Source organism: Pseudomonas putida (genome assembly GCF_001636055.1).
GTDB classification, from domain to species: domain Bacteria; phylum Pseudomonadota; class Gammaproteobacteria; order Pseudomonadales; family Pseudomonadaceae; genus Aquipseudomonas; species Aquipseudomonas machongensis.
The window spans coordinates 1,128,262-1,154,594 of the sequence record NZ_CP011789.1; the positions used below are offsets into that span (position 1 = coordinate 1,128,262).

Annotated in this window: 23 protein-coding genes; 16 read left to right on the plus strand and 7 right to left on the minus strand. The window is 64.7% G+C overall.

Annotation, left to right across the window (positions count from 1 at the left end):
- The first annotated feature begins 354 nt into the window (after positions 1 to 354).
- From AB688_RS05085 to rocD, 7 genes are all read left to right on the plus strand, one after another.
- Entirely contained in the window at positions 355 to 1,911 is a 1,557-nt protein-coding gene (locus AB688_RS05085; protein ID WP_063542549.1) for an ABC transporter substrate-binding protein, read from the plus strand.
- A gap of 1 nt (position 1,912) precedes the next feature.
- Positions 1,913 to 2,854 carry an ABC transporter permease gene (locus tag AB688_RS05090; RefSeq protein WP_063542551.1) on the plus strand — a complete coding sequence of 314 codons (942 nt, stop codon included), beginning with the start codon at positions 1,913 to 1,915 and terminating at the stop codon, positions 2,852 to 2,854.
- Complete coding sequence (locus AB688_RS05095) at positions 2,851 to 3,741, plus strand: ABC transporter permease (RefSeq protein ID WP_081255193.1); 891 nt, start codon at positions 2,851 to 2,853, stop codon at positions 3,739 to 3,741. Before AB688_RS05090 ends, AB688_RS05095 begins: the two co-directional genes overlap by 4 nt.
- Positions 3,738 to 5,375, plus strand: coding sequence for an ABC transporter ATP-binding protein (locus AB688_RS05100; RefSeq protein WP_063542553.1), 1,638 nt, complete (start codon positions 3,738 to 3,740; stop codon positions 5,373 to 5,375). Before AB688_RS05095 ends, AB688_RS05100 begins: the two co-directional genes overlap by 4 nt.
- 119 nt (positions 5,376 to 5,494) lie before the next feature.
- Complete coding sequence (locus AB688_RS05105; RefSeq protein ID WP_063542555.1) at positions 5,495 to 6,742, plus strand: OprD family porin; 1,248 nt, start codon at positions 5,495 to 5,497, stop codon at positions 6,740 to 6,742.
- A 73-nt stretch (positions 6,743 to 6,815) separates the two neighbouring features.
- Positions 6,816 to 7,934 (plus strand): succinylglutamate desuccinylase/aspartoacylase family protein, encoded by a 1,119-nt coding sequence (locus tag AB688_RS05110; RefSeq protein WP_063542557.1) that lies wholly within the window; start codon positions 6,816 to 6,818, stop codon positions 7,932 to 7,934.
- Between the two features lie 12 nt (positions 7,935 to 7,946).
- Positions 7,947 to 9,137: an ornithine--oxo-acid transaminase gene (rocD, locus tag AB688_RS05115; protein ID WP_063542559.1), complete on the plus strand. Its 1,191-nt coding sequence runs from the start codon at positions 7,947 to 7,949 to the stop codon at positions 9,135 to 9,137.
- A gap of 81 nt (positions 9,138 to 9,218) precedes the next feature.
- On the opposite strand, the gene AB688_RS05120 is transcribed toward rocD, so the two are convergent.
- Together AB688_RS05120 and AB688_RS05125 are read right to left on the minus strand one after the other, a co-directional pair.
- Positions 9,219 to 9,920 carry a response regulator gene (locus AB688_RS05120; protein ID WP_063542561.1) on the minus strand — a complete coding sequence of 234 codons (702 nt, stop codon included), beginning with the start codon at positions 9,918 to 9,920 and terminating at the stop codon, positions 9,219 to 9,221.
- A complete protein-coding gene (locus tag AB688_RS05125; RefSeq protein ID WP_063542566.1) occupies positions 9,895 to 13,272 on the minus strand; it encodes an ATP-binding protein in 3,378 nt (1,125 codons plus the stop codon). Before AB688_RS05125 ends, AB688_RS05120 begins: the two co-directional genes overlap by 26 nt.
- A gap of 318 nt (positions 13,273 to 13,590) precedes the next feature.
- On the opposite strand from AB688_RS05125, the gene urtA reads away from it, so the two are divergent.
- The 9 genes from urtA (at position 13,591) to AB688_RS05170 (ending at position 22,193) form a co-directional block, all read left to right on the plus strand.
- The gene (gene urtA, locus AB688_RS05130; protein ID WP_063542568.1) at positions 13,591 to 14,835 is read left to right on the plus strand and encodes an urea ABC transporter substrate-binding protein; all 1,245 of its coding nucleotides are present in this window, start codon (positions 13,591 to 13,593) and stop codon (positions 14,833 to 14,835) included.
- A 66-nt stretch (positions 14,836 to 14,901) separates the two neighbouring features.
- Entirely contained in the window at positions 14,902 to 15,819 is a 918-nt protein-coding gene (gene urtB, locus AB688_RS05135) for an urea ABC transporter permease subunit UrtB (RefSeq protein ID WP_054892777.1), read from the plus strand.
- Positions 15,820 to 15,829: 10 nt separating this feature from the next.
- On the plus strand, positions 15,830 to 17,017 hold the full coding sequence (gene urtC / locus AB688_RS05140) for an urea ABC transporter permease subunit UrtC (RefSeq protein WP_063542570.1): 1,188 nt from the start codon (positions 15,830 to 15,832) through the stop codon (positions 17,015 to 17,017).
- The gene (urtD, locus tag AB688_RS05145) at positions 17,014 to 17,772 is read left to right on the plus strand and encodes an urea ABC transporter ATP-binding protein UrtD (protein ID WP_054892779.1); all 759 of its coding nucleotides are present in this window, start codon (positions 17,014 to 17,016) and stop codon (positions 17,770 to 17,772) included. The genes urtC and urtD overlap by 4 nt, the downstream gene beginning before the upstream one ends.
- Positions 17,773 to 17,782: 10 nt before the next feature.
- Positions 17,783 to 18,472, plus strand: a complete 690-nt coding sequence (gene urtE / locus AB688_RS05150; protein WP_054892780.1) for an urea ABC transporter ATP-binding subunit UrtE — start codon at positions 17,783 to 17,785, stop codon at positions 18,470 to 18,472.
- Positions 18,473 to 18,566: 94 nt separating this feature from the next.
- Positions 18,567 to 19,796, plus strand: coding sequence for a formamidase (gene fmdA, locus AB688_RS05155; protein WP_063542572.1), 1,230 nt, complete (start codon positions 18,567 to 18,569; stop codon positions 19,794 to 19,796).
- A gap of 12 nt (positions 19,797 to 19,808) precedes the next feature.
- Positions 19,809 to 20,153, plus strand: a complete 345-nt coding sequence (locus AB688_RS05160; RefSeq protein ID WP_054892782.1) for an FmdB family zinc ribbon protein — start codon at positions 19,809 to 19,811, stop codon at positions 20,151 to 20,153.
- A 15-nt stretch (positions 20,154 to 20,168) separates the two neighbouring features.
- Positions 20,169 to 21,212: an aliphatic amidase gene (locus AB688_RS05165; RefSeq protein WP_054892783.1), complete on the plus strand. Its 1,044-nt coding sequence runs from the start codon at positions 20,169 to 20,171 to the stop codon at positions 21,210 to 21,212.
- A gap of 3 nt (positions 21,213 to 21,215) precedes the next feature.
- The gene (locus AB688_RS05170) at positions 21,216 to 22,193 is read left to right on the plus strand and encodes an AAA family ATPase (protein WP_063542574.1); all 978 of its coding nucleotides are present in this window, start codon (positions 21,216 to 21,218) and stop codon (positions 22,191 to 22,193) included.
- Between the two features lie 309 nt (positions 22,194 to 22,502).
- On the opposite strand, the gene AB688_RS05175 is transcribed toward AB688_RS05170, so the two are convergent.
- From AB688_RS05175 to AB688_RS05195, 5 genes are all read right to left on the minus strand, one after another.
- Complete coding sequence (locus AB688_RS05175; RefSeq protein ID WP_063542575.1) at positions 22,503 to 23,189, minus strand: LexA family transcriptional regulator; 687 nt, start codon at positions 23,187 to 23,189, stop codon at positions 22,503 to 22,505.
- A gap of 225 nt (positions 23,190 to 23,414) precedes the next feature.
- The gene (gene ppa / locus AB688_RS05180; protein WP_003255365.1) at positions 23,415 to 23,942 is read right to left on the minus strand and encodes an inorganic diphosphatase; all 528 of its coding nucleotides are present in this window, start codon (positions 23,940 to 23,942) and stop codon (positions 23,415 to 23,417) included.
- Between the two features lie 93 nt (positions 23,943 to 24,035).
- The gene (locus AB688_RS05185) at positions 24,036 to 24,851 is read right to left on the minus strand and encodes a zinc-dependent peptidase (RefSeq protein WP_063542576.1); all 816 of its coding nucleotides are present in this window, start codon (positions 24,849 to 24,851) and stop codon (positions 24,036 to 24,038) included.
- A 6-nt stretch (positions 24,852 to 24,857) separates the two neighbouring features.
- Complete coding sequence (locus AB688_RS05190) at positions 24,858 to 25,505, minus strand: DedA family protein (protein ID WP_054892787.1); 648 nt, start codon at positions 25,503 to 25,505, stop codon at positions 24,858 to 24,860.
- A gap of 279 nt (positions 25,506 to 25,784) precedes the next feature.
- On the minus strand, positions 25,785 to 26,243 hold the full coding sequence (locus AB688_RS05195; protein WP_054892789.1) for a GNAT family N-acetyltransferase: 459 nt from the start codon (positions 26,241 to 26,243) through the stop codon (positions 25,785 to 25,787).
- Positions 26,244 to 26,333: the final 90 nt, after the last annotated feature.

Here is a 26,333-nt window from a genome sequence, read left to right on the forward strand (position 1 = left end):
TCGAATTTGCCGTCAGTGCGCTTTTGCTGATCCCGATAGCTTTATTGGATCAGGTGTTTCCGGGCGAAGAGCCCGTTATGACCAGCGCAGCATGGCCTTTGCCGAACGATTTTGGCAGGGGTGCACGGCAAGTCTGCGATCAGCGTGATTGGCTATGTCACTCATGATCGGAATTTATGTGCTTACGCAGCGACGCCACCTGAGACAGGATGCGCCAGGCATCGCTACCGGGCCTCGGGCGTACGTCACCCCAGAGCCACGGTCATAACAACAACAACGAGTTCCCGGATCGGGGCGCAACCTTTCACGACTCTGCCGCCGACTGCATTGGATCTCGAGCCCGAGGGGAATAACTTGAACAAGACTCTGATTCTGATGACTGGCCTGATGGCCTCCATCTGCGCCAACGCTCAGACACAAAACACCCTGAATGTCGCCCTCAACGCCGACATCCGCAGCACCCAGCCAGGCGTGAACCGCGACACCAACTCCGATGCGGTGGTGCTGCACCTGTTCGAAGGCCTGGTCGCCTTCCGCGAAGACGCAAGCGTCGGCCCGCTGCTGGCCAAGGAAGTCGTCACTTCCGACGACGGCCTGACCTACACCTTCAAGCTGCGCGACGGCGTCACCTTCCACAACGGCAAGCCGCTGACCTCAAAGGAAGTGCTGTGGACCTGGCAGCGCTACATGGACCCGGCCACCCAGTGGCGCTGCACCGCGTCGTTCGACGGCCACAGCGGCGCGAAGATCGTCGATATCAAGGCCCCTGACGCGCAGACCGTGGTCTTCACCCTCGACCAGCCCAACGCCCTGTTCCTGGCCAGCATGGCGCTGCCCGAGTGCGGTGGCAGCGGCATCATGCACCCCGACTCGGTGGTCAATGGTGAGTGGACCACGCCGATCGGCACCGGCCCTTTCAAGCTGGCGACCTGGAAACCGGGTCAATACGTCGACCTGGACCGTTTCGCCGAATACAAGGCGCGTGACGAGGCTGCCGATGGCTATACCGGCAACAAGTCGACCACCCTCGACCGCGTGCACATGACCATCATCCCGGATCCGGCCGCCGCCAAGGCTGCGCTGCTGTCGCGCAACGTCGACATGCTCAACGACGTCAGTGCCCTGGAAGCCAAGGAGCTCGAAGCGCTGCCTGGCGTGCGTATCTCGGCGAGCACCACCATGTCGACCAGCGCCGTGCTGTTCCAGACCAAGGACCCGCTGTTTTCCGACGTGCGCATGCGCCAGGCATTGGCCCACGCGCTGGACACCAGCACCATCGTCACCGCGCTGACCGAAGGCCGCTCCAAGCCCAACCCTTCGATGGTCGCCTTGGGCAGCCGTTACCACACCGCGGCGCAGGACAAGGGCTGGGGCTACTCGCCCGAAGAAAGCAAACGGCTGCTCAAGGAGGCCGGCTACAAAGGCCAGCCGATCCAGCTGATCACCAACAAGCGCTACCCGAACATGTTCGACATCGCCGTCTATGTGCAGGCCATGGCCAGCCAGGTCGGCCTGAACATCCAGTTGCAGACCATGGAATGGGGCACCCAGCTCGAGCGCTACCAGAGCGGTAACTACCAAGTGATGGTTTCCACCTATTCCGAGCGCCTGGACCCGGCGCTGAACTACGATGCTGCCGCCGGCGACAAGAGCAAGGAGCCGCGCAAGGTCTGGGATGACGCCAAGGCCCGCGAACTGATCGCCGAAGCCCGCCGCGAAGGCGAGCCGGCCAAGCGCCAGGCGCTGTTCGACGAGCTGCACAAGGACATGCTGCGCGACCTGCCGCTGATCCCGCTGTACAACGGCAATGCCATCACCGTGACCCGCGAGTACGTGCAGGGCCAGCGCCCATGGCCGGTGTCCAAGCCGCGCCTGTGGATGCTCAGCCTCGATAACCAGGGGAAGAGCTGACATGTTTCGGTACATCCTTCAGCGGCTGGGCATGGCGATCCCGACCCTGCTGCTGATCGCGGTAGCGGTGTTCACCATCATTCGGCTGATTCCGGGCGACCCGGCCCTGCTGATGCTCGGTGACATGGCCGACGAACAGAGCCTGGCGAGCACTCGCCAGGCCCTGGGGCTCGACCAGCCGATGGCCGTGCAGTTCGTGATCTGGTTCAAGGCCGTGCTCAGTGGCGACCTGGGCCACTCCATCACCACCCGCGAAGCAGTGCTGCCGATGATGCTCGAGCGCTTCGGCGTCAGCTCCAGCATCGTGCTGATCGCCGTGCTGCTCGCCAGCCTGATCGCGGTGCCCGCCGGCATGCTGGCGGCCTGGAAACAGAACGGCTCGCTCGACCTGTCGGTGGTGGCGGTGGCCACCCTGCTGCTGTCGATCCCGTCGTTCTGGCTGGGCCTGCTGCTGCTCTATGGTTTCGGCATCAAGCTGGGCTGGTTGCCGATCGTGGGCTACGTGAGCTTCGACCAGGACGCCTGGCAGTCGATGCGCTACATGATCCTGCCGGTGGCGACCCTGACCCTGGTGGAGATCGGTGCGATCACCCGCATGGCCCGGGCCAATGCCATCGAGGTGCTGCGCCTGGAATACATCACCCATGCCCGGGCCAAGGGCCTGTCGGAAAGCGCAGTGCTGTGGAAGCACGCCCTGCGCAACGCCTTTGCCCCGACCATGACCCTGATCGGGCTGATCCTGGGCAACTTGCTGGGCGGTATCGCGGTGCTGGAAACGGTGTTCACCTTGCCTGGCATCGGGCGCCTGATGGTCGATGCGATCTTCGGTCGCGACTATCCCGTGCTGCAGGGCTGCCTGTTGCTGGTCACCTTCATCTTCGTACTGGTCAACCTGCTGGTGGACCTGCTGTACCCACTGTTCGACCCAAGGGTGAAGCTATGAGCAAGCCTCAGACTCCGACCCTGTCCCCTGCGGACATGTCATCCACGCCAGCACCGCGCGCTCGTCGCCGTCGGCCGCTGCAACTGAACGCGCTGGTCGGCCTGACCCTGCTGGCGATCCTGACCCTGGTGGCCTTGCTCGGCTTGGTCTGGACGCCCCACGACCCGGTGCGACTGGACCTGTTGACGCGCCTGCAGCCACCTTCGGCCGCGCACTGGCTGGGCACCGACGAATACGGCCGCGATGTGCTCAGCCGCCTGATGGTCGGCGCACACACCAGCCTGTGGGTGAGCCTGCTGACGGTGATCGTCGCGGTGACCTGCGGCACCATTCTCGGTCTGCTCGCCGGCTACCTGCGCGGCAACGTCGACCGGGTGCTGATGATGATCAACGACACCCTGCTGGCCTTCCCGGGGATTCTCATGGCGCTGGCGCTGATGGCGATCATCGGCCCGAGCCAGTACGGCATCATCCTGGCCCTGAGCATCGCCTACACGCCGTCGGTGGTGCGTGTGGTGCGCAGCAGCGTGCTGTCGTTGCGCGAGCGCGAGTTCGTCGAGGCCTCGCGGGTGATCGGCAACTCCGAGCTGTACACCATGCTGCGCCATGTCGCGCCCAATTGCGTGGCGCCGGTGTGTGTGATCGCCACCAGCATGTTCGGCTGGACCATCCTCGCCGAAAGCTCGCTGAGCTTCCTCGGCCTGGGCGTGCCGCCACCCGCTGCGACCTGGGGCAACATGCTTGCCGCCAGCCGTCCCTTCATTGCCTCCGCGGGCTGGCTGGGGCTGTTCCCCGGCATGTGCATTGCCCTTTCGCTGTTGGCCTTCAACCTTGCCGGCGACGCCCTGCGCGACCGCCTCGATCCGCGCATGAGGACGCTGCAATGAGCCAGACCCAACCCTTGCTGGCCGTCGAGGGCCTGAAGATCCGTGCCGGTGTCGATGGCCCGGTGGTGGTCGATGACCTGGCGTTCGACATCGCCCCGGGCCAGATCGTGGCGCTGGTGGGCGAGTCCGGCAGCGGCAAGACCATGGCCGCGCGTGCCGCCATCGGCCTGTTGCCGCCGCCGATGCGGGTATGCGGTGGCAGCATCCGCTTCCAGGGCCAGGACCTTGGCAGCCTGAGCCCGCAAGCCCTGCGCGAGATTCGCGGGGCGAAGATCGGCATGGTGTTCCAGGAACCCATGGTGTCGCTCAACCCGGCACTGCGCATCGGCGAGCAGATGGCCGAAGGCATGCGCCTGCACACCGAGTTCGACGAGCAGACCATTCGCCAGAAATGCCTGCAGATGCTCGGCGACATCGGCATCCGCGACGCCGAGCGCTGCCTGCAGGCCTACCCGCACGAGTTTTCTGGCGGCATGCGTCAGCGCATCATGCTCGCCTCGGTCATGCTGCTGCGCCCGGCGCTGCTGATTGCCGACGAGCCGACCACCGCGCTCGACTGCCTGGCCCAGCTCGATGTGCTCAAGCTGATGCTCGAGCTGACCGCCAAGCAGGGCACCGCGGTGCTGTTCATCAGCCACGACCTGTCGCTGGTCGCACGCTATGCACACAAGGTGGTGGTGATGCGCAATGGCAAGGAGGTCGAGCAGGGCCCGATCGACCAGGTACTGCTCAACCCCCGTGCCGAGTACACCCGTCAGTTGCTCGAAGCGCTGCCCAGCCGTGGTGAGTTGCCGCCACTGCCGCAGGCCAACGCGCCGCTGTTGCAGATCGATGGCGTGCAGATCGCCTATCCCGGCCCGCGTCGGATGTGGCGCAAGAGCGAGGCGCGGCCCGTGGTGCATGGCGCCAACCTGCACATCGCGCCGGGCGAGACGCTGGCGCTGGTGGGCGGCAGTGGTTCGGGCAAGACTACCCTGGGTCGGGCCATCGTCGGGCTGGTCAAGCCCAGCGCTGGCGAGATCCGTTTCCAGGGCCACGACATTGCCCAGGCGGCCAATCGCAGCCATCGCCTGCAATGCCAGATGATCTTCCAGGACCCGTTCTCCTCGCTTAACCCGCGCATGAGCATTGGCCAGATTCTCGCCGAGCCGCTGCGCCACGTGCCGGACATGAGCCCGGCCCAGCGTCGCGCACGGGTGTTGGCGACGCTGAACGACATCAACCTGCCGGAGCGCCTGATCGACCGCTTGCCGCACGAGCTGTCCGGCGGCCAGCGCCAGCGTGTGGCAATCGGCCGGGCGCTGGTGCGCAGGCCCAGCCTGGTGGTGGCCGACGAGCCGATCTCGGCGTTGGACATGACCGTGCAGAAGCAGATCCTCGAGCTGTTCGAGCGCCTGCAGAAGCAGTACGGATTCGCCTGCCTGTTCATCTCCCACGACCTGGCAGCGGTGGAGCGCATCGCTCACCGGGTCGCGGTGATGTGCCAGGGCGATGTGGTGGAAATCGGGCCGCGCGACGAGATCTTCGATCGCCCTCAGCATGCCTATACCCGGCAATTGCTGGCAGCGTCGTGCCCGTTGGAGAAGCTCGAAGGTGGCGGTTTCAGGCTGCGCCAGACGCCTGCGACGAGCTGATCCACAAACCTTGATTCACCTTCCTCGGATGGCGCCAACCCCCGGTTGAGCGCCCAGGGGGAAGTCATGCCTTCAAAACATCCAACAACGAAAAAAGCAAGAAGGTGGGGAGCACAGACATGAACCGAGATTTCAAGAAAATCCTGATGGGCGCGAGCGTCGTCACGGTCCTGCCGGGGGCGGCCATGGCCGACTTCTTCAAGGACTCCAGCGCCAACCTGGATACCAAGAACTACTACTTCAACCGCGATTACCGCGAGGCCGCCAAGCAGTCCAAGCGTGACGAATGGGCGCAGGGTTTCACCTTCAATTTCATCTCCGGCTACACCCCAGGCACCGTCGGCTTCGGCCTGGATGTCACCGGCATGCTGGGTGTGAAGCTGGACTCCAGCCCCGACCGTTCCGGCACCGGCCTGCTGCCCAAGGGCAGTGACGGACGTGCCGCCGACGAGTACTCCAAGCTCGGCGTGGCCGGCAAGGTGCGCATCAGCAAGACCGAGCTGCGCGTCGGCGAGCAGGTGCCCAAGCTGCCGGTGTTGCAACCCAACACCAGCCGTCTGTTCCCGCAGACCTTCCAGGGCGCGACCGTCAGCTCCAAGGACATTTCCAACCTGACCTTGGGTCTGGGCCAGTTCGACCGCATGCGTGACCGCGAGTCGACCGACCGCGAAACCATGAGCATGACCGCCCAGAACGGCGCCTACAAAGCCGCCACCAGCAATCAGTTCCGCTACGCGGGCGGTGACTACAACCTGCTGCCGGATCTGCAGCTGAGCTACTACTACGGCGAGCTCGAGCGCCTCTACCAGCAGCACTTCTTCGGCCTCAAGCATGCCTTCAAGTTCGGCCCCGGCACCGTGCGCAGCGAGTTGCGCTACTGGGATGCCGACAAGGACGGCGTAGGCCTGGCCGGCAAGGTCGACAACCGCGCGCTGAGCACTCGCTTCAGCTATGAGTGGGCTGGCCACAACTTCGGCGTGGGCTACCAGAAGCAGTACGGCGACACCCCGTTCCCGTATGTCGATGGCGCCAACACCTACCTGTTCACCGAGTATCAATTGGTCAACTTCTCGCAGACCAACGAGCGTGCCTGGCATGCCCGCTACGAGTACGACTTCGCCGCCCTCGGCGTGCCGGGCCTGACCTTCGGCATGCGCTACGCCCAGGGCTGGGGCATCGAAACCACCAAGCTGGTCGGCGAGCAGGGCCGTGAGTGGGAGCGCGACCTGGATATCGGCTACGTGGTGCAGTCCGGCCTGGTCAAGGGCTTGTCCTTGCGCTGGCGCAACGCCCAGCTCAACTCCAGCTATGCCAACGACATCAACGAGAACCGCTTCATCGTGGGGTACACCTGGGCGCTCTGGTAGCGCCGGGTTTCCCGCGGGAGGTGGCTTGCCTTCTGCTTCATGAACGACGCCGCCCGCGGCCATGGAATTCTGTATGAAACGAATCGCACATCCACTGCTCACTGCCACCCACGGCACCCAACGCGAGATCGTCAGCGAGCACTTTGGGCCGGACGTCTACACCAGGAAGGTGTACATCCAGGCCTGCCTGCACGCCGACGAAACGCCGGCGATGCTGGTCGCCACCGACCTGCGCCAGCGCCTACTGGCGCTGGAGGCGGCTGGCCGGCTGACGGCACAGATCGTCCTGGTGCCGGTGGCCAACCCGGCAGGGCTCGCCCAGTTCGTCATGGGCGCGCCGAGCGGACGTTTCGAACTGGCCAGCGGGCGCAACTACAACCGTGATTTTCCCTTCCCGCTCGAGGCGATCCTGCAGCGGGTGGAAGGGGAACTCACCGACGATTCCCAACACAACCTCAAGGCTGTGCGCGCCGCCTGGCAGCAAAGCCTGGAGGCGATCGCCCCGCGCGATGAAATGGCGTCGCTGCAGCGTCGGCTGATGCTGCTGGCACACGATGCCGACCTGGTCCTGGACCTGCACTGCTCGCGTGAGGCGGTGATGCACCTGTACACCTCCGAGTGGAGCTGGGAGCAGGTCGAGCCGCTGGCCCGCTACATTGGCGCGAAGGCTTCGCTGCTGTCGGTGGACTCCCAGGCGCTGTCGTTCGACGAGGCGCTGAGTCTGATCTGGTGGCGCCTGCGCGAGCGTCTGCAAGGCGCCTACCCGATCCCGCTGGGTAATGCCTGCGTGACCGTCGAGCACCGTGGCCAGCGCGACGTCGATAGCGCCCTGGCGCAACAGGATGCCAGCGCGATCATCGACTACCTGTGCCATGCCGGCTTCATCAGCGGCGAGCCGGCAGCGCTGCCGGAACTGCGGTGGCCGGGCACCCCGCTGGCTGGCAGCGAGCAGTTCATCGCCCCGGTCGGTGGCGTGCTGGTGCACCGCGTTGCCCTGGGCACCCAGGTGCAGCCGGGCGAACCGATGTTCGACCTGATCGACCCGCTCAGCGGCGAGGTGACCACGGTCCGCAGCGCCACCGCTGGCGTGTTGTACATGCGCCGCGACGTGCGCTTCGTGCGCCCTGGCGATCCGCTGGGACGCGTCACCGGCACCACCCCCATTCGCACCGGCAAGCTGCTCAGCGCCTGATCAGGAGTTTTCATGAACATCACCCGTATCATCGACCGTGAACAGCGCTTCGGCGCCAACAATTACTCGCCGCTGCCGGTGGCCATCAGCCGTGCCCAGGGTGTCTGGGTCGAGGACTGCGACGGCAAGCGCTACCTGGACATGATGTCGGCCTACTCGGCGGTCAGCCATGGCCACGCCCACCCGCGCATCGTCGCTGCCGCCATCGCCCAGTTGCAGAAGGTCAGCGTGGTATCGCGAGCCTTCCACTCCGAAACCCTCGGTCACTTCCTCGAAGCCCTGTGCGAGATCGCCGGCTTCGAGGCCGCCTTGCCGATGAACAGCGGTGCCGAGGCGGTGGAGACCGCGATCAAGGCCGCGCGTCGCTGGGGCTATCGGGTCAAGGGCATCGCCCGTGACAAGGCGCGTATCGTCACTGCCACCGACAACTTCCATGGTCGCACCACTACCATCGTCGGGTTCTCCACCGAGCCGCAGTACAAGGATGGCTTCGGCCCGTTCAGCGACGGTTTCGACACGGCGACCTTCGGCGATATCGATAGCTTCCGTGCAGCCATCGGTCCGGATACCTGCGCCGTGCTGATCGAGCCGATCCAGGGCGAGGCCGGCATTCGCGTGCCGCCACAGGGGTTCCTGCGTCAGTTGCGCGAGCTGTGCGACGCCACCAACACCCTGCTGATTCTTGACGAGATCCAGTCCGGCCTTGGGCGTACCGGCAAGACCTTCGCCTTCGAGCACGAGGGCATTCGCCCGGATGGCCTGATCGTCGGCAAGGCGCTGGGCGGCGGGATCCTGCCGGTCTCGGCGTTCATCGCCGATCACGCATTGATGGACCTGTTCGATGCCGGCAGCCATGGTTCGACCTTCGGCGGCAATCCGCTGGCGGCAGCGGTAGGCCTGGAGGCGCTGCGCGTGCTGGAAGACGAGCAACTGGCGCACAACAGTGCCGAGCTTGGCGCCTACCTGCAACAGCGCTTGCGTGAGATGGCCGTGCCGTTCGTGCGTGATATCCGTGGCCGTGGGCTGTGGGTCGGGATCGAGCTGGATCGCCCGGCGCGGCCATACTGCGAGGCACTGATGGCGCTGGGCGTGCTGGCCAAGGAAACCCACGAGACCGTGCTGCGCATCGCGCCGCCGCTGTGCATCAGCCGCGAGGAGCTGGACTGGGGGCTGGAGCGCATCCAGCAGGTCCTGCTGGGCTGAGGTATCGACCCTGTCGCGGGGGCCTCCGTCCTTTGTGGGTGCGACGGTTCGGCGCCCCGACTTGTCCGCAAAGAGGCCCGCTCAGGCAAGCACATTGTCCAGGGTGCTGCCATCGCGGCTCAGCGCCGCCAGCACCACCGCGGTGGCGGCGGTACGGGTTTCCACCCCCAGCTTGATGTACACATGCTCCAGGTGCTTGTTCACGGTGCGTGGGCTCAGGTCGAGGATGGTACCGATGTCGCGGTTGGTCTTGCCGCAGGCCACCCAGCGCAGCACCTCGACTTCGCGTCCGGTCAACTGGAAACGCGCCGACAGCAACCGGCTGGCCGGCGCATCGTCCAGGCTCAGGGTTGCAGGCTGCGAGGCTGCGCGTGCCGACAGCAACGAGCGAGAGGTGCGCAGATGGGCGGCAACGCGGGCCAATACTTCGTCGATGCGGATCGGCTTGGTCACGTAGTCGCTGCCACCGACTTCGAAGCCTTGCACCACATGTGCGCTTTCGGTGAGGGCGGTCATGAACAGCACCGGGATGTCGCTGCTGGCGGGCTGCGCCTTGATGCGCCGGCAGGTCTCGAAACCGTCCAGGCCCGGCATCATCGCATCGAGCAGGATCAGGTCCGGGCGTCGGCGTTCGATGCGGTTCAATGCGCTCAGGCCATCGAGGGCGACCAGCACCATGTGTCCGGCGTCGTTGAGGGCGTCGGACAACAGCGCGAGGTTGTCCGGGGTGTCGTCTACGATCAGCACGACGCCAGGTTCAGGGGCGGTGGTCAGCGCATTCATCTTCGGCCTCCTTGAGAGTGCGGGTGAGTTCGTCCAGGCGAAATTGCCGCAGCAGCGGGCGTAGCGTGTCGAGGAAGGCTGCCGTCTCGGGCGCCTCGGCCTGGATTGCATCGAGCCGGGCCTTGATGCCATGCACATGGCCGATGGCGCTGAGCTCGCCCAGGGCCACCAGCTCGGCGTAGGCCGGCAACACGCGTTGCGTGCAGGCGCCTGTGGCCTGGCGGCGGCGCCACTGCAGGCCGAGCTGGCGCTGGATGCGCTCGAGCAGGTCGGGGGTGCGCACGGGCTTTGCCAGGTAGTCGTTGCAGGTGCTGGCCAGGGCGCGCTCGTCGTTGAGGGCGTTGGCCGAGATGACGATGATCGGAGCCTTGGACAAGGCGTTGCGACGGATCAGCCGACTGGTGTCCCAGCCATCCATGCCGGGCATCGACAGGTCCATGAGGATCAGGTCCGGGCCGAGCAGGGCGACCTGGCGGATCGCTTCATGGCCATTACTGGCCTGCACCACCTCGAACCCCAGCGGCGTGAGCATGCCGCTGAGCACCTTGCGGTGGTCGACGTGGTCGTCCACCACCAGCACGCGCTGCGGGGGGCCGTCGTAGCCGATGATGTCGTGGGCCACATGCACCACCGCCTGCGGTGCGCGCACCTGGGGCAGATACAGGCGCACCTGGAAGCAGGTGCCTTTGTCCCGCTCGCTGCGCACCTGCAGTTCGCCGCCCATCAGCGAGGTGAGCATGCGGGTGATGGTCAGGCCCAGGCCAACCCCCTTGTCCTGGCGCATCAGGTCGCCGCGCTCGAATGGCTGGAAGAGTCGCTCGAGCTGGCCAGGGTCGATGCCGATGCCGGTGTCGATGATTTCGAAGGTCGCAGTTTCGCGCAGGTAGCCCACACGCAGACGCACTTCACCGCTGTCGGTGAAGTTGACCGCATTGCCGAGCAGGTTGATGAGGATCTGCCGCACTCGTTTCTCGTCGCCGCGTACCACCGCCGGTAGCGCACCGAGCGGCTCCAGGTGAAAGCGCAGGCCTTTGTCGCGTGCTTGCGGGGTGAACATCAGCTCCAGGTCGTGGAGCAGTTCGGGGAAGGGGATCTCGGTTTGCTCCAGGCGCAGCTTGCCGGCCTCGATCTTGGCCACGTCGAGCAGGCCGTCGATCAGCGACAACAGGTGCGAGCCGCTGCGCAGGATGGTCGCCAGAGCATCCTGGTGCTGGGCCGGCATGGCCGCGTCACGCTGCAGGACCTGGGTGAAACCGAGGATGCTGTTGAGCGGCGTGCGCAGCTCGTGGGACAACCCGGTGATGTAGCGACTCTTGGCCGCGTTGGCGGCCTCGGAGGCTTCCTTGGCGTCCTGCAGGGCCTGGTCGGTGACCCGGTGCGCGGCGATCTCCTGCATCAGTAACTGTGTCTGGCGGTTCGACTCTTCCTGGGCCACGTGGCGGCTCTCGCGGGTCAGCACGGTCCACCAGGCGAGGATCGCCGCCAGCACCGACAGCACCAGAAAGGCCTTGAAGAACGCTTGCTGCAGGGTGGCCTGGGCCGAGACGGGCAGGGGCTGCGAGGCCTGGCCGTAGATCAGTGCGAGGGCGCCACTGAGCAGCAGGATCAACACCAGCAGCAGGCCGAGATAGTGCATCAGGCGCGTGTGCAGGCGCGGCAGTTCGGTGTTGGGCAGCAGCCAGCGCAGCAGGCTCTCGAACTGTGCCGACAGCCGTGCCTGTGGAGATTTGCAGCGGTCGCCACAACGGGCGTCCAGCGAACAGCACAACGAGCAGATCGGCGTGGCGTAGGCTGGGCAGAACGCCAGGTCGGCGCTTTCGAACGGGTTGCTGCACAGGCCGCAGGTGACCTGGGTGAGCGGTGTCAGAGGCTGCAACTGCAGCGGGTCGCTGCTGCGGGCGACGTAGTAGCGGCTGCGCGTGAGCACCGCCAGCACGGGGGTCGCCAGCAGCGCCGTGGCCAGGGCGATGAGCGGCGGCGCGGCCTGGGCCAGGGCGCCGAACAGGCCGACGTGGGCGAGCATGGACAGCAGTGAGGCAATCAGCATCGAACCGACGCCCACCGGGTTGATGTCGTACAGGTGCGCGCGTTTGAACTCGATGTGTTTCGGTGACAGCCCCAGGGGTTTGTTGATCACCAGGTCGGCGACCACCGAGCCGATCCAGGCCGTGGCGATATTGGCGTAGAGCCCGAGTACCTGCTCGATGGCATCGAACACGCCCAGTTCCATCAGCATCAGGGCGATCGCCACGTTGAACACCAGCCATACCACGCGCCCAGGGTGGCTGTGGGTGACCCGGGCGAAGAAGTTCGACCAGGCCAGGGAGCCGGCATAGGCGTTGGTCAGGTTGATCTTCATCTGCGAGACGAACACGAACAGTACCATCGCCCCCAGTGCCCACTCCGGTGAGGCGAACACGTAATGAAAGGCCACCAGGTACATCTGCGTGGGTTCGGCGGCGTGCTCGATGGGGATCTCGTGCTGCAGGGCAAGAAACGCCAGGAAGGCGCCGCCGGCCATCTTCAGCGCGCCCGGGACGATCCAGCCGGGGCCGGCACACAGCAGTGCGGCCCACCAGCGCTTTCGGTTGGCCGCGGTCTTTTCGGGGAGAAAGCGCAGGTAGTCGACCTGCTCGCCGATCTGCGTCACCAGCGACAGCGCCACGGTACAGGCGGCGCAGAACGCCAGCAGATTGAAATCGCCGCCGCTGGCGCTACGGCCCTGGAAGCTGGTCCAGTCGCTGAAGGCCTGGGGGTTTTTCAGCAGCACGAACAGGTAGGGCAGCACCAGCAGCACCAGCCACAGGGGCTGGGTCCACAGTTGCAGGCGGCTGATCAGGGTCACGCCATAGGCGACCAGCGGAATCACCAGCAGCGAGCAGATGACATAGGCGAAGGCCAGCGGGATGTGGAAGTACATCTCCAGGGCCAGTGCCATGATCGCCGCTTCCAGGGCGAAGAACAGGAAGGTGAAGCTGGCATAGATCAGCGAGGTGATGGTCGAGCCGATGTAACCGAAGCCGGCGCCCCGGGTCAGGAGGTCCATGTCCACACCGTAGCGGGCGGCGTAGTAGCTGATGGGCAGGCCGGTGAAGAAGATCACCAGGCTCGCCGCCAGGATCGCCCAGAAGGTGTTGGTGAAGCCATAGCTCAGCGCCAGTACCCCGCCGATCGCTTCCAGGGCCAGGAACGACACCGCGCCCAGGGCGGTGTTGGCGATGCGGGTTTCCGACCATTTGCGAAACGACTTGGGGGTGTAGCGCAGGGCGTAGTCCTCCATGGTCTCGTCGGCGACCCAGCGGTTGTAGTCGCGGCGGATCTTGGCGATGCGCTGGGTACCGGGGGCTGGCACGGTGAGGTGGCTCCTGCGGTGGTGGCGGTCCGTGCCTGGCGGGTGTGGTTGGGAATCGAGCAAGTTTCATGCCCCGGGATTGTCGGGGCCGCGACCACAGGTACCCCGCAGGCTCCGAAATCAGCGGGGTACCTGTGGGAGCGGGTTTACCCGCGAAGAGGCCGCCACTGACTCACAAAGACAGTCGCCCCGGCATCCTGCCCCATGCTGGTGCAATTCACCCTACGTCAAATGACGTACGCCGCTACGTCAGGCTGCGTATACCTGTCGCTGTCGTGCAGCTCCATGCTGGTGCCACCACCGCATAGGAGTAGCAGCATGGAACCACGATTGATCCGCACCAAAGGTCTGTTGCCGCGCCGCCTGGCGCTGGGCGCCGCCGCGCTGTCGCTGCTGGCGGCGAGCGTGTTCAGCCAGGGCGCACTGGCCGACGAGGCCAATAGCACCGGCCTGGCCGTTACTGCCACCGAAGTCACGGTCGGTCAGTTGCATTCGGCCACCGGCACCATGGCGATTTCCGAAACCGGTTCGATCCAGGCCGAGCGCCTGGCCATCGAGCAGATCAACGCCGCAGGCGGCGTGCTGGGTCGGCAGATCAAGGTGGTTCAGGAAGACGGCGCCTCCGATTGGCCGACCTTCGCCGAAAAAGCCAAGAAGCTGCTGGTCAACGACAAGGTCGCCACGGTGTTTGGCTGCTGGACCTCGGCCTCGCGCAAGGCCGTGCTGCCGATCTTCGAGAAAGAGAACGGCTTGCTGTACTACCCGACCTTCTACGAAGGCCTGGAACAGTCCAAGAACGTCATCTACACCGGCCAGGAGGCGACCCAGCAGATCCTCGCCAGCCTCGACTGGATCGCCAAGACCAAGGGCGCCAAGACCTTCTACCTGGTCGGTTCGGACTACATCTGGCCACGCACCTCGATGAAGATCGCGCGCAAGCACATCGAGAACGTGCTGAACGGCACGGTGGTCGGCGAGGACTACTACCCACTGGGCAACACCCAGTTCGGCTCGCTGATCAACAAGGTCAAGCTGAAGAAGCCCGACGTGGTGTTCGCCGCCGTGGTCGGTGGCTCCAACGTGGCCTTCTACAAGCAGCTCAACGCCGCCGGCGTGAACGCGGCCAAGCAGACCCTGCTGACCCTGTCGGTGACCGAGGACGAACTGCTGGGGATCGGCGGCGAGAACATGGCCGGTTTCTACGCCTCGATGAAGTACTTCCAGAGCCTCGACAACCCCAACAACAAAGCCTTCGTCGAGGCCTTCAAGGCCAAGTACGGCAAGGACGCGGTGATCGGCGACGTGACCCAGGCCGCCTACCTCGGCCCATGGCTGTGGAAGGCCGCGGTGGAGAAGGCCGGCAGCTTCGACGTCGACAAGGTGGTCGCCGCCTCGCCAGGCATCGAGCTCACCACTGCACCGGAAGGCTACGTGAAGGTGCACGAGAACCATCACCTGTGGAGCAAGACGCGCATCGGCGAAGTGCAGCCCAACGGCCAGTTCAAGGTGGTCTACGAGTCCGACCTGATCGAGCCGAACCCCTTCCCCAAGGGCTACCAGTAATCCCTCGGCCCTCGCCCTGGCATGCCGGGGCGCGGCGCTCCCATCCCACAGCAGGAGACCATCATCATGGAATGGCTATCGGAATTTGGTGCCATCGCGGCGATGCAGGGGTTCAACGGCCTGTCCGTGTTCTGCGTGCTGCTGTTGATGGCACTGGGGCTGGCGATCATCTTTGGCCAGATGGGGGTCATCAACATGGCCCACGGCGAGTTCCTGACCATCGGCGCCTACACCACCTACGTCTGCTCCAGCCTGACCAGCCACTTCGCCCCGGGCTTCCAGCCGTACTACTTTTTCTTCGCCATCGCCCTGTCGTTCCTGGTCGCCGGTGCCATCGGCTGGCTGGTGGAGTGGGCGATGATCAGCCGCTTGTACAAGCGCCCGCTCGATACGCTGCTGGCGACCTGGGGCCTGTCGCTGGTCATGCAGCAGACCTTCCGTTCGGTGTTCGGTGCCCGTGAGGTCAGTGCGACGCCGCCGGATTGGCTGATGGGCTCGTTCAACCTCACCGACGCCATCGAGATCCCGCGCAACGGCCTGTTCATGATCGCCCTGACCGTGTTGCTGACGGCGGCCATCTTCGTGCTGCTGTATCGCTCACGCTGGGGCCTGCATGTGCGCGCCACGGTGCAGAACCGCCTGATGAGCCGGGCGGTGGGCATCAACACGCGCAAGGTCGACCGCATGACGTTCGCCCTGGGTTGCGGCGTGGCCGGGGTGGCGGGCGCGGCCTTCACCACCATCGGCTCCACTGGCCCCACCTCGGGCGCGCAGTACATCGTCGACACCTTCCTGGTGGTGGTCTTCGGCGGCGCGCAGAGCCTGTTCGGGACCATGGCCTCGGCCTTCGTCATCGCCCAGACCCAATCGATCTCGGAGTTCTTCCTCAGCGGCTCGATGGCCAAGGTGCTGACCCTCTCCGGGGTGATCCTGATCCTGATGCTGCGCCCGCAAGGGTTGTTCTCCATCAAAGTGCGCAAGTAGAGGCGAGCCGATGAACGTTCTGGACAAAATGCTGGCAGGCAAGCCCAACCTGCTGGGCGTGGCGCTGCTGGCGCTGCTGATTTTCGTGGTGTTCCCGCTGACCCTGGACGCCTTCCGCCTGAACATGGTGGGCAAGTACCTGACCTATGCCTTCGTTGCCGTGGGCCTGGTGTTGTGCTGGGGCTACGGCGGCATCCTCAGCCTGGGGCAGGGGGTGTTCTTCGGCGTGGGCGGGTACTGCATGGCGATGTTTCTCAAGCTTGAAGCCTCCGACCCGGTCAGCACCAAGATCCAGACCACGCCGGGCATCCCCGACTTCATGGACTGGAACCAGCTCACCGAGCTGCCGCTGTTCTGGGTGCCGTTCAACAGCTTCGGTTTCACCCTGCTGGCGGTGATCCTGGTGCCGGTGCTGCTGGCCTTCGTGATTGGCATGGCGCTGTTCAAGCGGCGGGTGGGCGACGTGTACTTCTCCATCGTCACCCAGGCCATCGCGCTGATCCTCACCGTGCTGATCATCGGTCAGCAGGGCCTGACCGGTGGCGTCAACGGCATCACCGACCTCAAGACCCTGATGGGCTGGGACCTGCGTACCGACAGCGCCAAGCTGATCCTGTACTTCATCAACGCCGCGCTGCTGTTCGGCTGCATCTTCATTGGCCGCTTCGTGCTGAGGTCCAAGCTGGGCCGGCTGTTGATGGCGATGCGCGACAAGGAGGAGCGGGTCCGGTTCTCCGGTTACGACGTGGCGACCTTCAAGATCTTCGTGTTCTGCATCGCTGCGGCGTTCTCGGCCATTGGCGGGGCGATGTTCGCCCTGCAGGTCGGCTTCATGTCGCCCTCGTTCGTCGGCATCGTGCCTTCTATCGAGATGGTCATCTTCACCGCCGTCGGCGGGCGCATGTCGCTGCTGGGCGCGGTGTATGGCGCGTTGCTGGTGAACTACGGCAAGACCTACTTTTCCGAGTCGCTCCCCGAGCTGTGGTTGTACCTGATGGGCGGGCTGTTCATCGCCGTGGTCATGTACTTCCCCAACGGCCTGGCCGGGCTGTGGGACAGCCACGGGCGCCAGGCCCTGGCACGTTGGCTGCGGCGTACACCACGACCGGCACCTGTGCCCGAGGCCGTGGCGCAGGCGAGCCGCCCTGCCACGCCGAGCGCTGCACCTGAACCTGCTTCCCTGGAGACCCAGCCATGAGCCCCATCGGTTTCGAGATGAAGAAGCCGGTCCTGGCCATCGAGGGCCTGACCGTATCCTTCGACGGCTTCAAGGCCGTGGACAACCTCAACCTGTACATCGACCGCAACGAAGTGCGCGTGGTGATCGGCCCCAACGGAGCCGGCAAGACCACGGTCCTCGATCTGATCTGCGGCAAGACCCGCGCCACCAGCGGCAGCATCCTGTTCGACGGCAAGGAGCTGACCCGCATGCGCGAGTTCAACATCGTGCGCGCCGGGGTCGGGCGCAAGTTCCAGAACCCGTCGATCTACGAAAACCTCACGGTGTTCGAGAACCTCGAGATGTCGTATCCGGCCGGGCGCAAGGTGTTCGGCGCGCTGTTCTTCAAGCGCAGTGCGGCGGTCGTGGCGCGGGTCGAGGAGGTGGCGCGGGAGATCTTTCTCGGTGACCTGCTCGAGCAGCAGGCCGACCTGCTGTCCCACGGCCAGAAGCAATGGCTGGAGATCGGCATGCTGCTGATGCAGGACCCGGACCTGCTGATGCTCGACGAGCCGGTCGCCGGCATGAGCGTAGGCGAGCGGGTACAGACCGCCGAGCTGCTCAAGCGCATCAGCCAGGGCCGGTCGGTGCTGGTCATCGAGCACGACATGGAGTTCGTCAAGAGCATCGCGCACAAGGTCACCGTGCTGCACCAGGGCAAGGTCCTGGCCGAAGGCAGCATGGAGGCGGTGCAGAACAACCCGAAGGTCGTCGAAGTCTATCTGGGCCACTGAGGAAGCCGGCATGTTCAACGTCAAGCAACTGTCCTGTGGCTACGGCCAGAGCCAGATCCTCCACGACCTAGACCTGGCGGTGGCCAGGCGCGAAATCGTCGCCGTGATGGGGCGTAACGGCATGGGCAAGACTACGCTGTTCAAGAGCCTGATGGGGCTGCTGCCACAGTGGCGCGGCCAAGTCAGCGTCGATGGCCGGGAAGTCTCCGGCCTGGACACCCATGAACGGGTCGAGCACGGCATTGCCTACGTGCCCCAGGGACGGATGATCTTCCCCAGCATGACCGTGCTGGAAAACATCCAGACCGGTCTGCCTGCCTCGGCCAAGGGCCAGGTGCCCGAGGACCTCTATGCACTGTTTCCGGTGCTTCATGACATGCGCGCACGCAAGGGCGGCAACCTCTCCGGCGGACAACAGCAGCAGTTGGCGATTGCCCGTGCCCTGGCGACCAACCCCAAGGTGCTGCTGCTCGATGAGCCGACCGAGGGCATCCAGCCGTCGATCATCAAGGACATCGCCCGCGCCCTGAAAGAGATCCGCGACCTGCGCGACCTGACCATCGTGGTCTCCGAGCAGGTGCTGTCGTTCACCCTCGAGATTGCCGACCGCTTTTTGGTGATCGAGAAGGGCCGCTTCGTGATCGAGGAGACCCGCGCCAACGTCGACGAAGCCACCATCAGCCGTTACCTCTCGGTGTAGCGGGCCTGCTACGTCATCCGACGTATTGGCCGATCCGCACCTGCGTTCAAGACTGTCAGCAATGCACTAAACCTTACTGTCCAGGAGCTTTGCCATGACCGATACCCTGATCAAAGTCGACCTCAACCAGCCCGCCACCGAAAACGAGCAGATCCACAACCGCTGGCACCCGGACATCCCCATGGCTTGCTGGGTCAAGCCGGGCGATGACTTCATCCTCGAGACCTACGACTGGACCGCCGGGGCGATCAAGAACAACGACGATGCCTCGGATGTGCGCGATGTCGACCTGTCGACCGTGCACTACCTGTCCGGCCCGGTGGGCGTGCAGGGCGCCGAGCCGGGTGACCTGCTGGTCGTCGACCTGCTCGACATCGGCGCCAAGGCCGACTCGATGTGGGGCTTCAATGGCTTCTTCTCGCGGCAGAACGGCGGCGGTTTCCTCACCGATCACTTCCCCAGCGCACAAAAGGCGATCTGGGATTTCAAGGGTATGTTCACCAGCTCCCGGCACATCCCTGGGGTGAATTTCGCCGGCCTGATCCACCCCGGGCTGATCGGTTGCCTGCCGGACCCGGTGATGCTCGCCGCCTGGAACCGCCGCGAGCAGGAACTGATCGACACCAACCCCACCCGCGTACCGCCACTGGCCAACCCGCCGCTGGCCGCCACCGCGCACATGGGCAAGCTCAAGGGCCAGGCCCGTGACGATGCCGCCGCCACCGGCGCGCGCACCGTGCCGCCGCGCGAGCATGGCGGCAACTGCGATATCAAGGACCTGTCGCGGGGCTCGAAGATTTTCTTCCCGGTGTACGTCAAGGGTGCCGGGCTGTCGGTGGGCGACCTGCACTTCAGCCAGGGCGATGGCGAGATTACCTTCTGCGGCGCCATCGAGATGGCCGGCTGGGTGCACATGAAAGTCGAGCTGATCAAGGGCGGCATGGCCAAGTACGGCATCAGGAACCCGGTGTTCAAGCCCAGCCCGATCACCCCGAACTACAAGAACTACCTGATCTTCGAGGGCATCTCGGTGGATGAAAGCGGCCAGCAGCACTACCTGGACGTCAACGTCGCCTATCGCCAGGCTTGCCTGAACGCCATCAATTACCTGACCAAGTTCGGCTATTCCCCGGCCCAGGGCTACGCCTTGCTGGGCTCGGCGCCGGTGCAGGGGCACATCAGCGGCGTGGTGGACATCCCCAACGCCTGCGCCACCCTGTGGCTGCCGACCGAGATCTTCGATTTCGACATCAATCCCAGCGCCAGCGGCCCGACCAGGCACCTGGACGGCAGCGTCGATCTGCCGATCGCCCCGGACCTGTAAGGAGGCGCCGCCATGCCGACCTACGAATATGCCTGCCCCGAGTGCGGCACCTTCAGCATGCTGCGACCGATCGCCCAGCGCCACGAGCCGTGCCAGTGCCCGTATTGCGGCACGGCCGCCGGCGGATTGCAGGTATCGGCGCCGGCACTGGCCACCCTGTCCGCCAGCCAGCGCCAGGCCATCGCCACCAACGAACGCAGCGCCCATGCGCCGCAGACCGTCGCCGAGTACCAGCAGCGGCGCCATCCGGCCGGCTGTGGTTGTTGTTCGCCAAGCAAGGCGGTGGAGCCGACCAAGGCCAACCCACTCGGCCTCAAGAGCAAGACCGGGCCGCGGCCCTGGATGATCAGCCACTGAACGAGGTTCGTTTTCATGCGCCACGGCGATATTTCCAGCAGCCCCGACACCGTCGGCGTTGCTGTCGTGAACTACAAGATGCCGCGCCTGCACAGCAAGGCCGAAGTCATCGATAACGCCCGCAAGATCGGCGAAATGATCAAGGGCATGAAACAGGGGTTGCCAGGCATGGACCTGGTGGTCTTCCCCGAGTACAGCACCATGGGCATCCTCTACGACCACGACGAGATGATGGCCACTGCCGCGAGCATACCGGGCGAGGAAACTGCGATCTTCTCGGCGGCCTGCCGCGAAGCCAACACCTGGGGGGTGTTTTCCCTGACCGGCGAGCGTCACGAGGAACACCCGCACAAGGCGCCGTACAACACCCTGGTGCTGATCGACAACCAGGGGCAGATCGTCCAGCGCTATCGCAAGTGCATCCCCTGGTGCCCCATCGAGGGCTGGTACCCGGGCGATCGCACCTACGTCTGCGACGGCCCCAAGGGCATGAAGATCAGCCTGATCATCTGCGACGACGGCAACTATCCGGAGATCTGGCGCGATTGCGCGATGAAGGGTGCCGAACTGATCGTACGCTGCCAAGGCTACATGTACCCGGCCAAGGAGCAGCAGGTGCAGATGTCCAAGAGCATGGCCTGGGCCAACAACTGCTACGTCGCGGTGGCCAACGCCGCGGGGTTCGATGGCGTGTACTCGTACTTTGGCCATTCGGCGATCATCGGCTTCGATGGCCGTACCCTGGGGGAGTGTGGTGAAGAGGAGATGGGTATCCAGTACGCCCAGTTGTCGATCTCGCAGATCCGCGATGCACGTGCCAACGACCAGTCGCAGAACCACCTGTTCAAGTTGCTGCACCGCGGCTACACCGGGGTGTTCGACTCTGGCGACGGCGACAAGGGCGTGGCCGACTGCCCCTTCGAGTTCTACCGCACCTGGGTACTGGATGCGCAGAAAGCCCAGGAGAATGTCGAGCGCATCACCCGGCGTACGGTCGGCGTAGCCGATTGCCCGGTGGGGCAGTTGCCCCACGAAGGCCAAGAACGCAGCGTGGGTTGAGGCATGTCGTCTCTGCAGGCGTGTGCGCCGGTCTCGCGTTTCGTGTTCGAGCCGCAGCAGGTGATGAGCCTGCTGCGCCAGCGTATCGTCGGCCAGGAGGTGGCGCTGGCGGCCGTGGAGGCGCAGCTCAAGGTGCTCAAGGCCGACATCAGCGACCCTGGGCGCCCGCTCGGCGTGAACCTGTTCATGGGCCCGACCGGGGTCGGCAAGACCGAGATCGTGCGCCTGCTCGCCCAGGCCATCCATGGCCGCCCCGACGCGTTGTGTCGCATCGACATGCAGACCTTGGCCCAGGAGCATTACGCCGCGTCGTTGACCGGCGCGCCGCCGGGCTACGTGGGCAGCAAGGAAGGCATCAGCCTGTTCGACGAGACACTGATTGCCGGCAGCTACAGCCGCCCTGGCATCGTGTTGTTCGATGAATTGGAAAAAGCCAGCGACCAGGTGCTGCGCAGCCTGCTGGGCATCCTCGAAAGCGGCCGCCTGACCCTGGCGGGCGGCACCCGCACCCTGGACTTTCGCAACAGCCTGATTTTCATGACCAGCAACGTGGGGGCCCGTGAGGCCGGGCAGCGGATGCGTCGGGGATGGCGGCGATGGCTGGCGCTGTTCGGCGAGTCCGAGGCGCAGGTGCTCGAGCGCGCGCTGCACCAGTGTTTCGAGCCGGAGTTTCTCAATCGCATCGACCGCATCCTCATGTTCGAGCGCATCGAAGGGCGCTGGCTGGAAGCGTTGCTGGATATCGAGTTGGCCAGGCTGGCGCAGCGCCTGGGGCCTCAACGCCGCGTGCAGTTGGACGAGTCGGCGCGGGCCTGGCTGATCGCTGGGTACGACGTACGTTTCGGGGCCAGGGCCCTTGGGCGACGCGTGCGGGTGATGCTGGAGCCAGCGATTGCCGACTGTCTGCTGGACGCTGACGGGAAAGGGGATATGAAGGTGACACTGCGCGGCGAACGGCTACTGGTCACGCGCTGCGCCTGAGCAGGGGCAGGGCCGTGGTAGCGAGTCTACCCGCGTAGCAGACGACGCGAAGGGCAAGGATTGCGCGCTGGATTTCGGGCAGTAAAAAGCCGGCTTGTGGCCGGCTCTCGGGGACGGGCTTGGCTAATTTTTGGTAAGCCGCAACCGCCTTAACAGGTTGGCCATCGAGGCCTGAAAAAGATGACAAACGGCCGTGTGGGGCGTCGTCAGGTGCTCTGGGATGCGGCTTGTGCCGACCCTCGGCTAAATGTGCCGCGTAGCATACTAGGGCTCGCCAGGGATGCCCAGCGAAAATTGGCACCGGGTGTTTCATGCGGGCCGCTGACGGCTGAACCATGACCACCAGAATACCCAACCCAGTACCTGCATGCCCTGGGCGTGGCGCTGGGCCGGGGTATAGCGCTCGACGGCGTAGTTGCGTCGGTCGTGGCTGTGCAGGCACAGCGTGCCGTTATGGTTCAGGCTGAGGCTGTGCACCCGCAACCGGCCCTCGTGCATCAGCGCGTAGGTCTGCCCGTCGACCACGCGGGTCAGGCTGCGGTCGATGGCCAGGGCGGCGCCAATGGGGATCAGCGGTGCCATGTTAGCGTCTGGCATGTCCAGGCAAATGGCGTTTTCCGGGAGGATGCCGAGCGTCTCCAATGCCTGCGCCGACACCAGCAGGTGGCGCTCCGGATCCGATATGAGCTGGCCGTCGAGCAGGCGGTGGAAATCGACGCAGATCTGCCTGCCGCCATGACCTGGGGGCGCGGTTTCGGGCTGTGGCAGGCCGGGGCGCAGGATCGGGCTCGGGTGCTTGGGGCCTTCGCCGCTGCGCAGCCAGTGGCGATAGACGCAGAACAGGTCGGCGATTTCGTCCAGGCGCGCCAGGGGAATACCCCGTTTGAACCAGTTGTTCACGTGCTGGGGTGTGACATTGCGCTGGGCGGCGAAGTCGGAAGGGGTCAGGCCACATTCCTGCAGGAGTGTCTTGAGACGGTCACCGGAATTGTTCATGGCGGCGAGTCTAGATTGTGGTGCGAGGAGAGGAAATAAACAGGGTGTTTATGCTAAGGGTGGGAATCTGAGGCTGTTGTCCGCTGCTTCTGCAGGCTGATGTGGGATTTCTCTTTTATTTTTGGATGAGACATTTGATAAACCTGCAAGAAAACGGTGTTTGTATCCGAGAGGCATAAAAAAGCCCGGCACAGATGGCCGGGCTTTTTCATGGCAAGGCAGTCATCAGCCCTTGTAGGCGGCAACCGACTTGGTGATCGCGGCGCGGGCGGCGTCAGCGCCTTCCCAGCCTTCGATCTTGACCCACTTGCCCTTCTCCAGATCCTTGTAGTTGGCGAAGAAGTGCTCGATCTGCTGGATCAGCAGAGCCGGCAGGTCGGTGTACTCTTTCACGTCGACGTACAGCTGCGACAGCTTGTCGTGCGGTACGGCGATGACCTTGGCGTCGCCGCCGCCGTCGTCGGTCATGTTCAGTACGCCGACCGGACGGGCGCGGATCACCGAGCCTGGGGCGACCGGGTACGGGGTGACGACCAGCACGTCCAGCGGATCACCGTCGTCGGCCAGGGTGTTGGGGATGAAGCCGTAGTTGGCTGGGTAGAACATCGGGGTCGCCATGAAACGGTCGACGAACAGGGTATCGCTGTCCTTGTCGATCTCGTATTTGATCGGCGCGTGGTTGGCAGGGATCTCGATGGCGACGTAGATGTCGTTCGGCAGGTCCTTGCCCGCAGGAATCTTGCTGTAGCTCATTGGGCTTTGCCCCCGTGATTGACCAAAAAAGTGGCGGCGATTATAGGCACATTCCGCCAGCGCATGCCACGGTCGGCCTGATGTGCGGGCGTATCAGGCGGGGGCGTCGCGGTACTGCGGGTGTTCGGCCTGCAGGCGCGTCAGGCGGGCCAGCGGGTCCTGGCGATAGAACAGCGACAATTGCCGGTACACCTGTGGATAACTCTCGTGCAGCAGGTCTGGAGCACTGAAGAAGTATTCACTGGTCACGGCGAAGAATTCGGCCGGATTTTCCGCAGCGTAGGGATCGATGGGCGTTTCCAGGTCAGGGTTGGCGTCGAGCTGGCGGTTGAGGTCGTCGTAGGCCTGCTGCATGGCGTGGGCCCAGGCATTGACGTCCATGCCCGGGTGCAGGGGCGGCAGGCCGTTGGCGTCGCCGTTGAGCATGTCGAGCTTGTGCGCCAGCTCGTGGATCACCAGGTTGTAGGCTTCCCAACCGCCGCTGGCCTCGACGCCGGCCCAGGCCATGATCACCGGGCCCTGCTGCCAGGCCTCGCCGCTGTGTTCGCCGTCCCACACATGCTCGACACCACTGGCATCGCGGTGGCGCTGGGGGCTCTTGAAGTCGTCGGGGTAGAGGATGATCTCGTGAAAGCCCTGGTACCAGTTCAGCTCGCCCAGGTGCAGCAGTGGAAGCTGGGCCTGGGCCGCGAGGAACAGGCGCTGCTCGTCGTCCAGCTCGACGCCGGGCAGGGTAGTGAGGTGCTTGTCGTACAGAAACAGCACGCTGGCCTCGCGCAGCCAGCGGTCTTCCTCGTCGCTGATGCCGTCGAGCAGGGGCAGGCGGTCACGGATCGCCTGCCACAGCGCTTGATCGACCTGGTAGCGCGCCAGGGTGCGCTTGCGCCGCCAGGCGCTAAACGACCACATGGACGGTCAGTGGGCCTTGGCGGTACGGCCCAGTCGGCCACGCAGCAGGCCCAGGATCATCGGCACCAGCGACAGGACGATGATGGCCACGACCATCAGCGACAGGTGCTGCTTGATGAATGGCACGTTACCGAAGAAGTAGCCCAGGGTGACCAGGCCGCCAACCCACAGCAGGGTGCCGGCGACGCTGAAACCGAGGAAACGCGGGTAGTGCATGTGGGCAATGCCGGCGACGAACGGGGCGAAGGTGCGCAGGATGGGCAGGAAGCGGGCAAGGGTGACGGTCTTGCCGCCGTGGCGTTCGTAGAATTCGTGGGTGCGCTGCAGGTAGTCGCGGCGGAAGATCTTCGAGTTCGGGTTGCGGAACAGGCGTTCCCCGGCCGTTCGTCCGATCACGTAGTTGGTGCTGTCGCCGAGGATCGCGGCGACCATCAGCAGGCCGGCGAGCAGTACCGGATCCATGCCTCCGCCCGCGGCCACGGCGCCGGCGATGAACAGCAGCGAATCGCCCGGCAGGAAGGGCATGACCACAAGGCCGGTCTCGCAGAAGATCACCGCGAACAGGATGGCGTAGATCCAGGGACCATAGTTGGTCACCAGCAGGTCGAGGTAGGCATCGAGATGCAGGATAAGGTCCAGCGGGTTGAATTCCATGTACAGCACCTGTTGTCTTGACCCGCTTCCACGGGCGCGCGATGACGGACGACGTCATTTTGCGTGGGCATGTTCACCGGTGGATGGGTAACTTTTCACACATGACGAATGGGGCATTATACGGCGAAGTCGTGAAGATGCCCGGGGAGTTTGTAGCGGGGGGTTACGGGGCGGCGTAAGCCGTCCCCCGCAGGGTGGACGGCACTGGCCTTCAGATCTGAACAGGACTGTTGCTTGCAATAGGAGGCACGTCAAGCAATTTCAGATGAGCCCGGTCGGTCAATCCTGGCTGATCGGCAGGACGTAGTTCTCGAACTCGGTATCCTTGCGAAAGCCCATGGACTCGTAGGTCTTCATCGCTACCTCGTTGTCGCTGCTGGTGGATACGCGCATGCGCACGGCGTTGGTTTCCTTCGCCATCTTCTTGGCTTCGCGCATCAGGTGGTCGGCCACCAGCATGCGTCGGGAATCCTCGGCAACGTAGATATCGTTGAGGATCCACACACGTTTGAGCGACAGCGAGGAAAAACTCGGGTAGAGCTGGCAGAAACCCAGCAGCTTGCTGTTGTCGTCATCCGGCAGGGCCAGGTAGATCACCGATTCACCGCGTTTGAGGCGCTTCTCGAGAAAACTGCGCGAGGTGTCCGGGTAGGGCAGTTGCCCATAGAACTCGCGATAGGTGACGAACAGCGGGGTGAGCAGGTCGAGGTGTTCCAGGGTTGCCTTGATGATGCGCATGAGCAGGCCTCAGAGTCCATGTGGGAACGGGGGGATGCAAGCTGCCTCGTACCGGCATGCTGCCCCAAGGCAGCCTAGAAGCGCAATCCG

Coding starts and splice junctions, on each gene's coding strand:
- AB688_RS05090 (WP_063542551.1), top strand. CDS start 1,913: ATGTTTCGGTACATCCTTCAGCGGCTGGGCATGGCGATCCCGACCCTG.
- AB688_RS05095 (WP_081255193.1), top strand. CDS start 2,851: ATGAGCAAGCCTCAGACTCCGACCCTGTCCCCTGCGGACATGTCATCC.
- AB688_RS05100 (WP_063542553.1), top strand. CDS start 3,738: ATGAGCCAGACCCAACCCTTGCTGGCCGTCGAGGGCCTGAAGATCCGT.
- AB688_RS05105 (WP_063542555.1), top strand. CDS start 5,495: ATGAACCGAGATTTCAAGAAAATCCTGATGGGCGCGAGCGTCGTCACG.
- AB688_RS05110 (WP_063542557.1), top strand. CDS start 6,816: ATGAAACGAATCGCACATCCACTGCTCACTGCCACCCACGGCACCCAA.
- rocD (WP_063542559.1), top strand. CDS start 7,947: ATGAACATCACCCGTATCATCGACCGTGAACAGCGCTTCGGCGCCAAC.
- AB688_RS05120 (WP_063542561.1), bottom strand. CDS start 9,920: ATGAATGCGCTGACCACCGCCCCTGAACCTGGCGTCGTGCTGATCGTA.
- urtA (WP_063542568.1), top strand. CDS start 13,591: ATGGAACCACGATTGATCCGCACCAAAGGTCTGTTGCCGCGCCGCCTG.
- urtB (WP_054892777.1), top strand. CDS start 14,902: ATGGAATGGCTATCGGAATTTGGTGCCATCGCGGCGATGCAGGGGTTC.
- urtC (WP_063542570.1), top strand. CDS start 15,830: ATGAACGTTCTGGACAAAATGCTGGCAGGCAAGCCCAACCTGCTGGGC.
- urtD (WP_054892779.1), top strand. CDS start 17,014: ATGAGCCCCATCGGTTTCGAGATGAAGAAGCCGGTCCTGGCCATCGAG.
- urtE (WP_054892780.1), top strand. CDS start 17,783: ATGTTCAACGTCAAGCAACTGTCCTGTGGCTACGGCCAGAGCCAGATC.
- fmdA (WP_063542572.1), top strand. CDS start 18,567: ATGACCGATACCCTGATCAAAGTCGACCTCAACCAGCCCGCCACCGAA.
- AB688_RS05160 (WP_054892782.1), top strand. CDS start 19,809: ATGCCGACCTACGAATATGCCTGCCCCGAGTGCGGCACCTTCAGCATG.
- AB688_RS05165 (WP_054892783.1), top strand. CDS start 20,169: ATGCGCCACGGCGATATTTCCAGCAGCCCCGACACCGTCGGCGTTGCT.
- AB688_RS05170 (WP_063542574.1), top strand. CDS start 21,216: ATGTCGTCTCTGCAGGCGTGTGCGCCGGTCTCGCGTTTCGTGTTCGAG.
- AB688_RS05175 (WP_063542575.1), bottom strand. CDS start 23,189: ATGAACAATTCCGGTGACCGTCTCAAGACACTCCTGCAGGAATGTGGC.
- ppa (WP_003255365.1), bottom strand. CDS start 23,942: ATGAGCTACAGCAAGATTCCTGCGGGCAAGGACCTGCCGAACGACATC.
- AB688_RS05185 (WP_063542576.1), bottom strand. CDS start 24,851: ATGTGGTCGTTTAGCGCCTGGCGGCGCAAGCGCACCCTGGCGCGCTAC.
- AB688_RS05190 (WP_054892787.1), bottom strand. CDS start 25,505: ATGGAATTCAACCCGCTGGACCTTATCCTGCATCTCGATGCCTACCTC.
- AB688_RS05195 (WP_054892789.1), bottom strand. CDS start 26,243: ATGCGCATCATCAAGGCAACCCTGGAACACCTCGACCTGCTCACCCCG.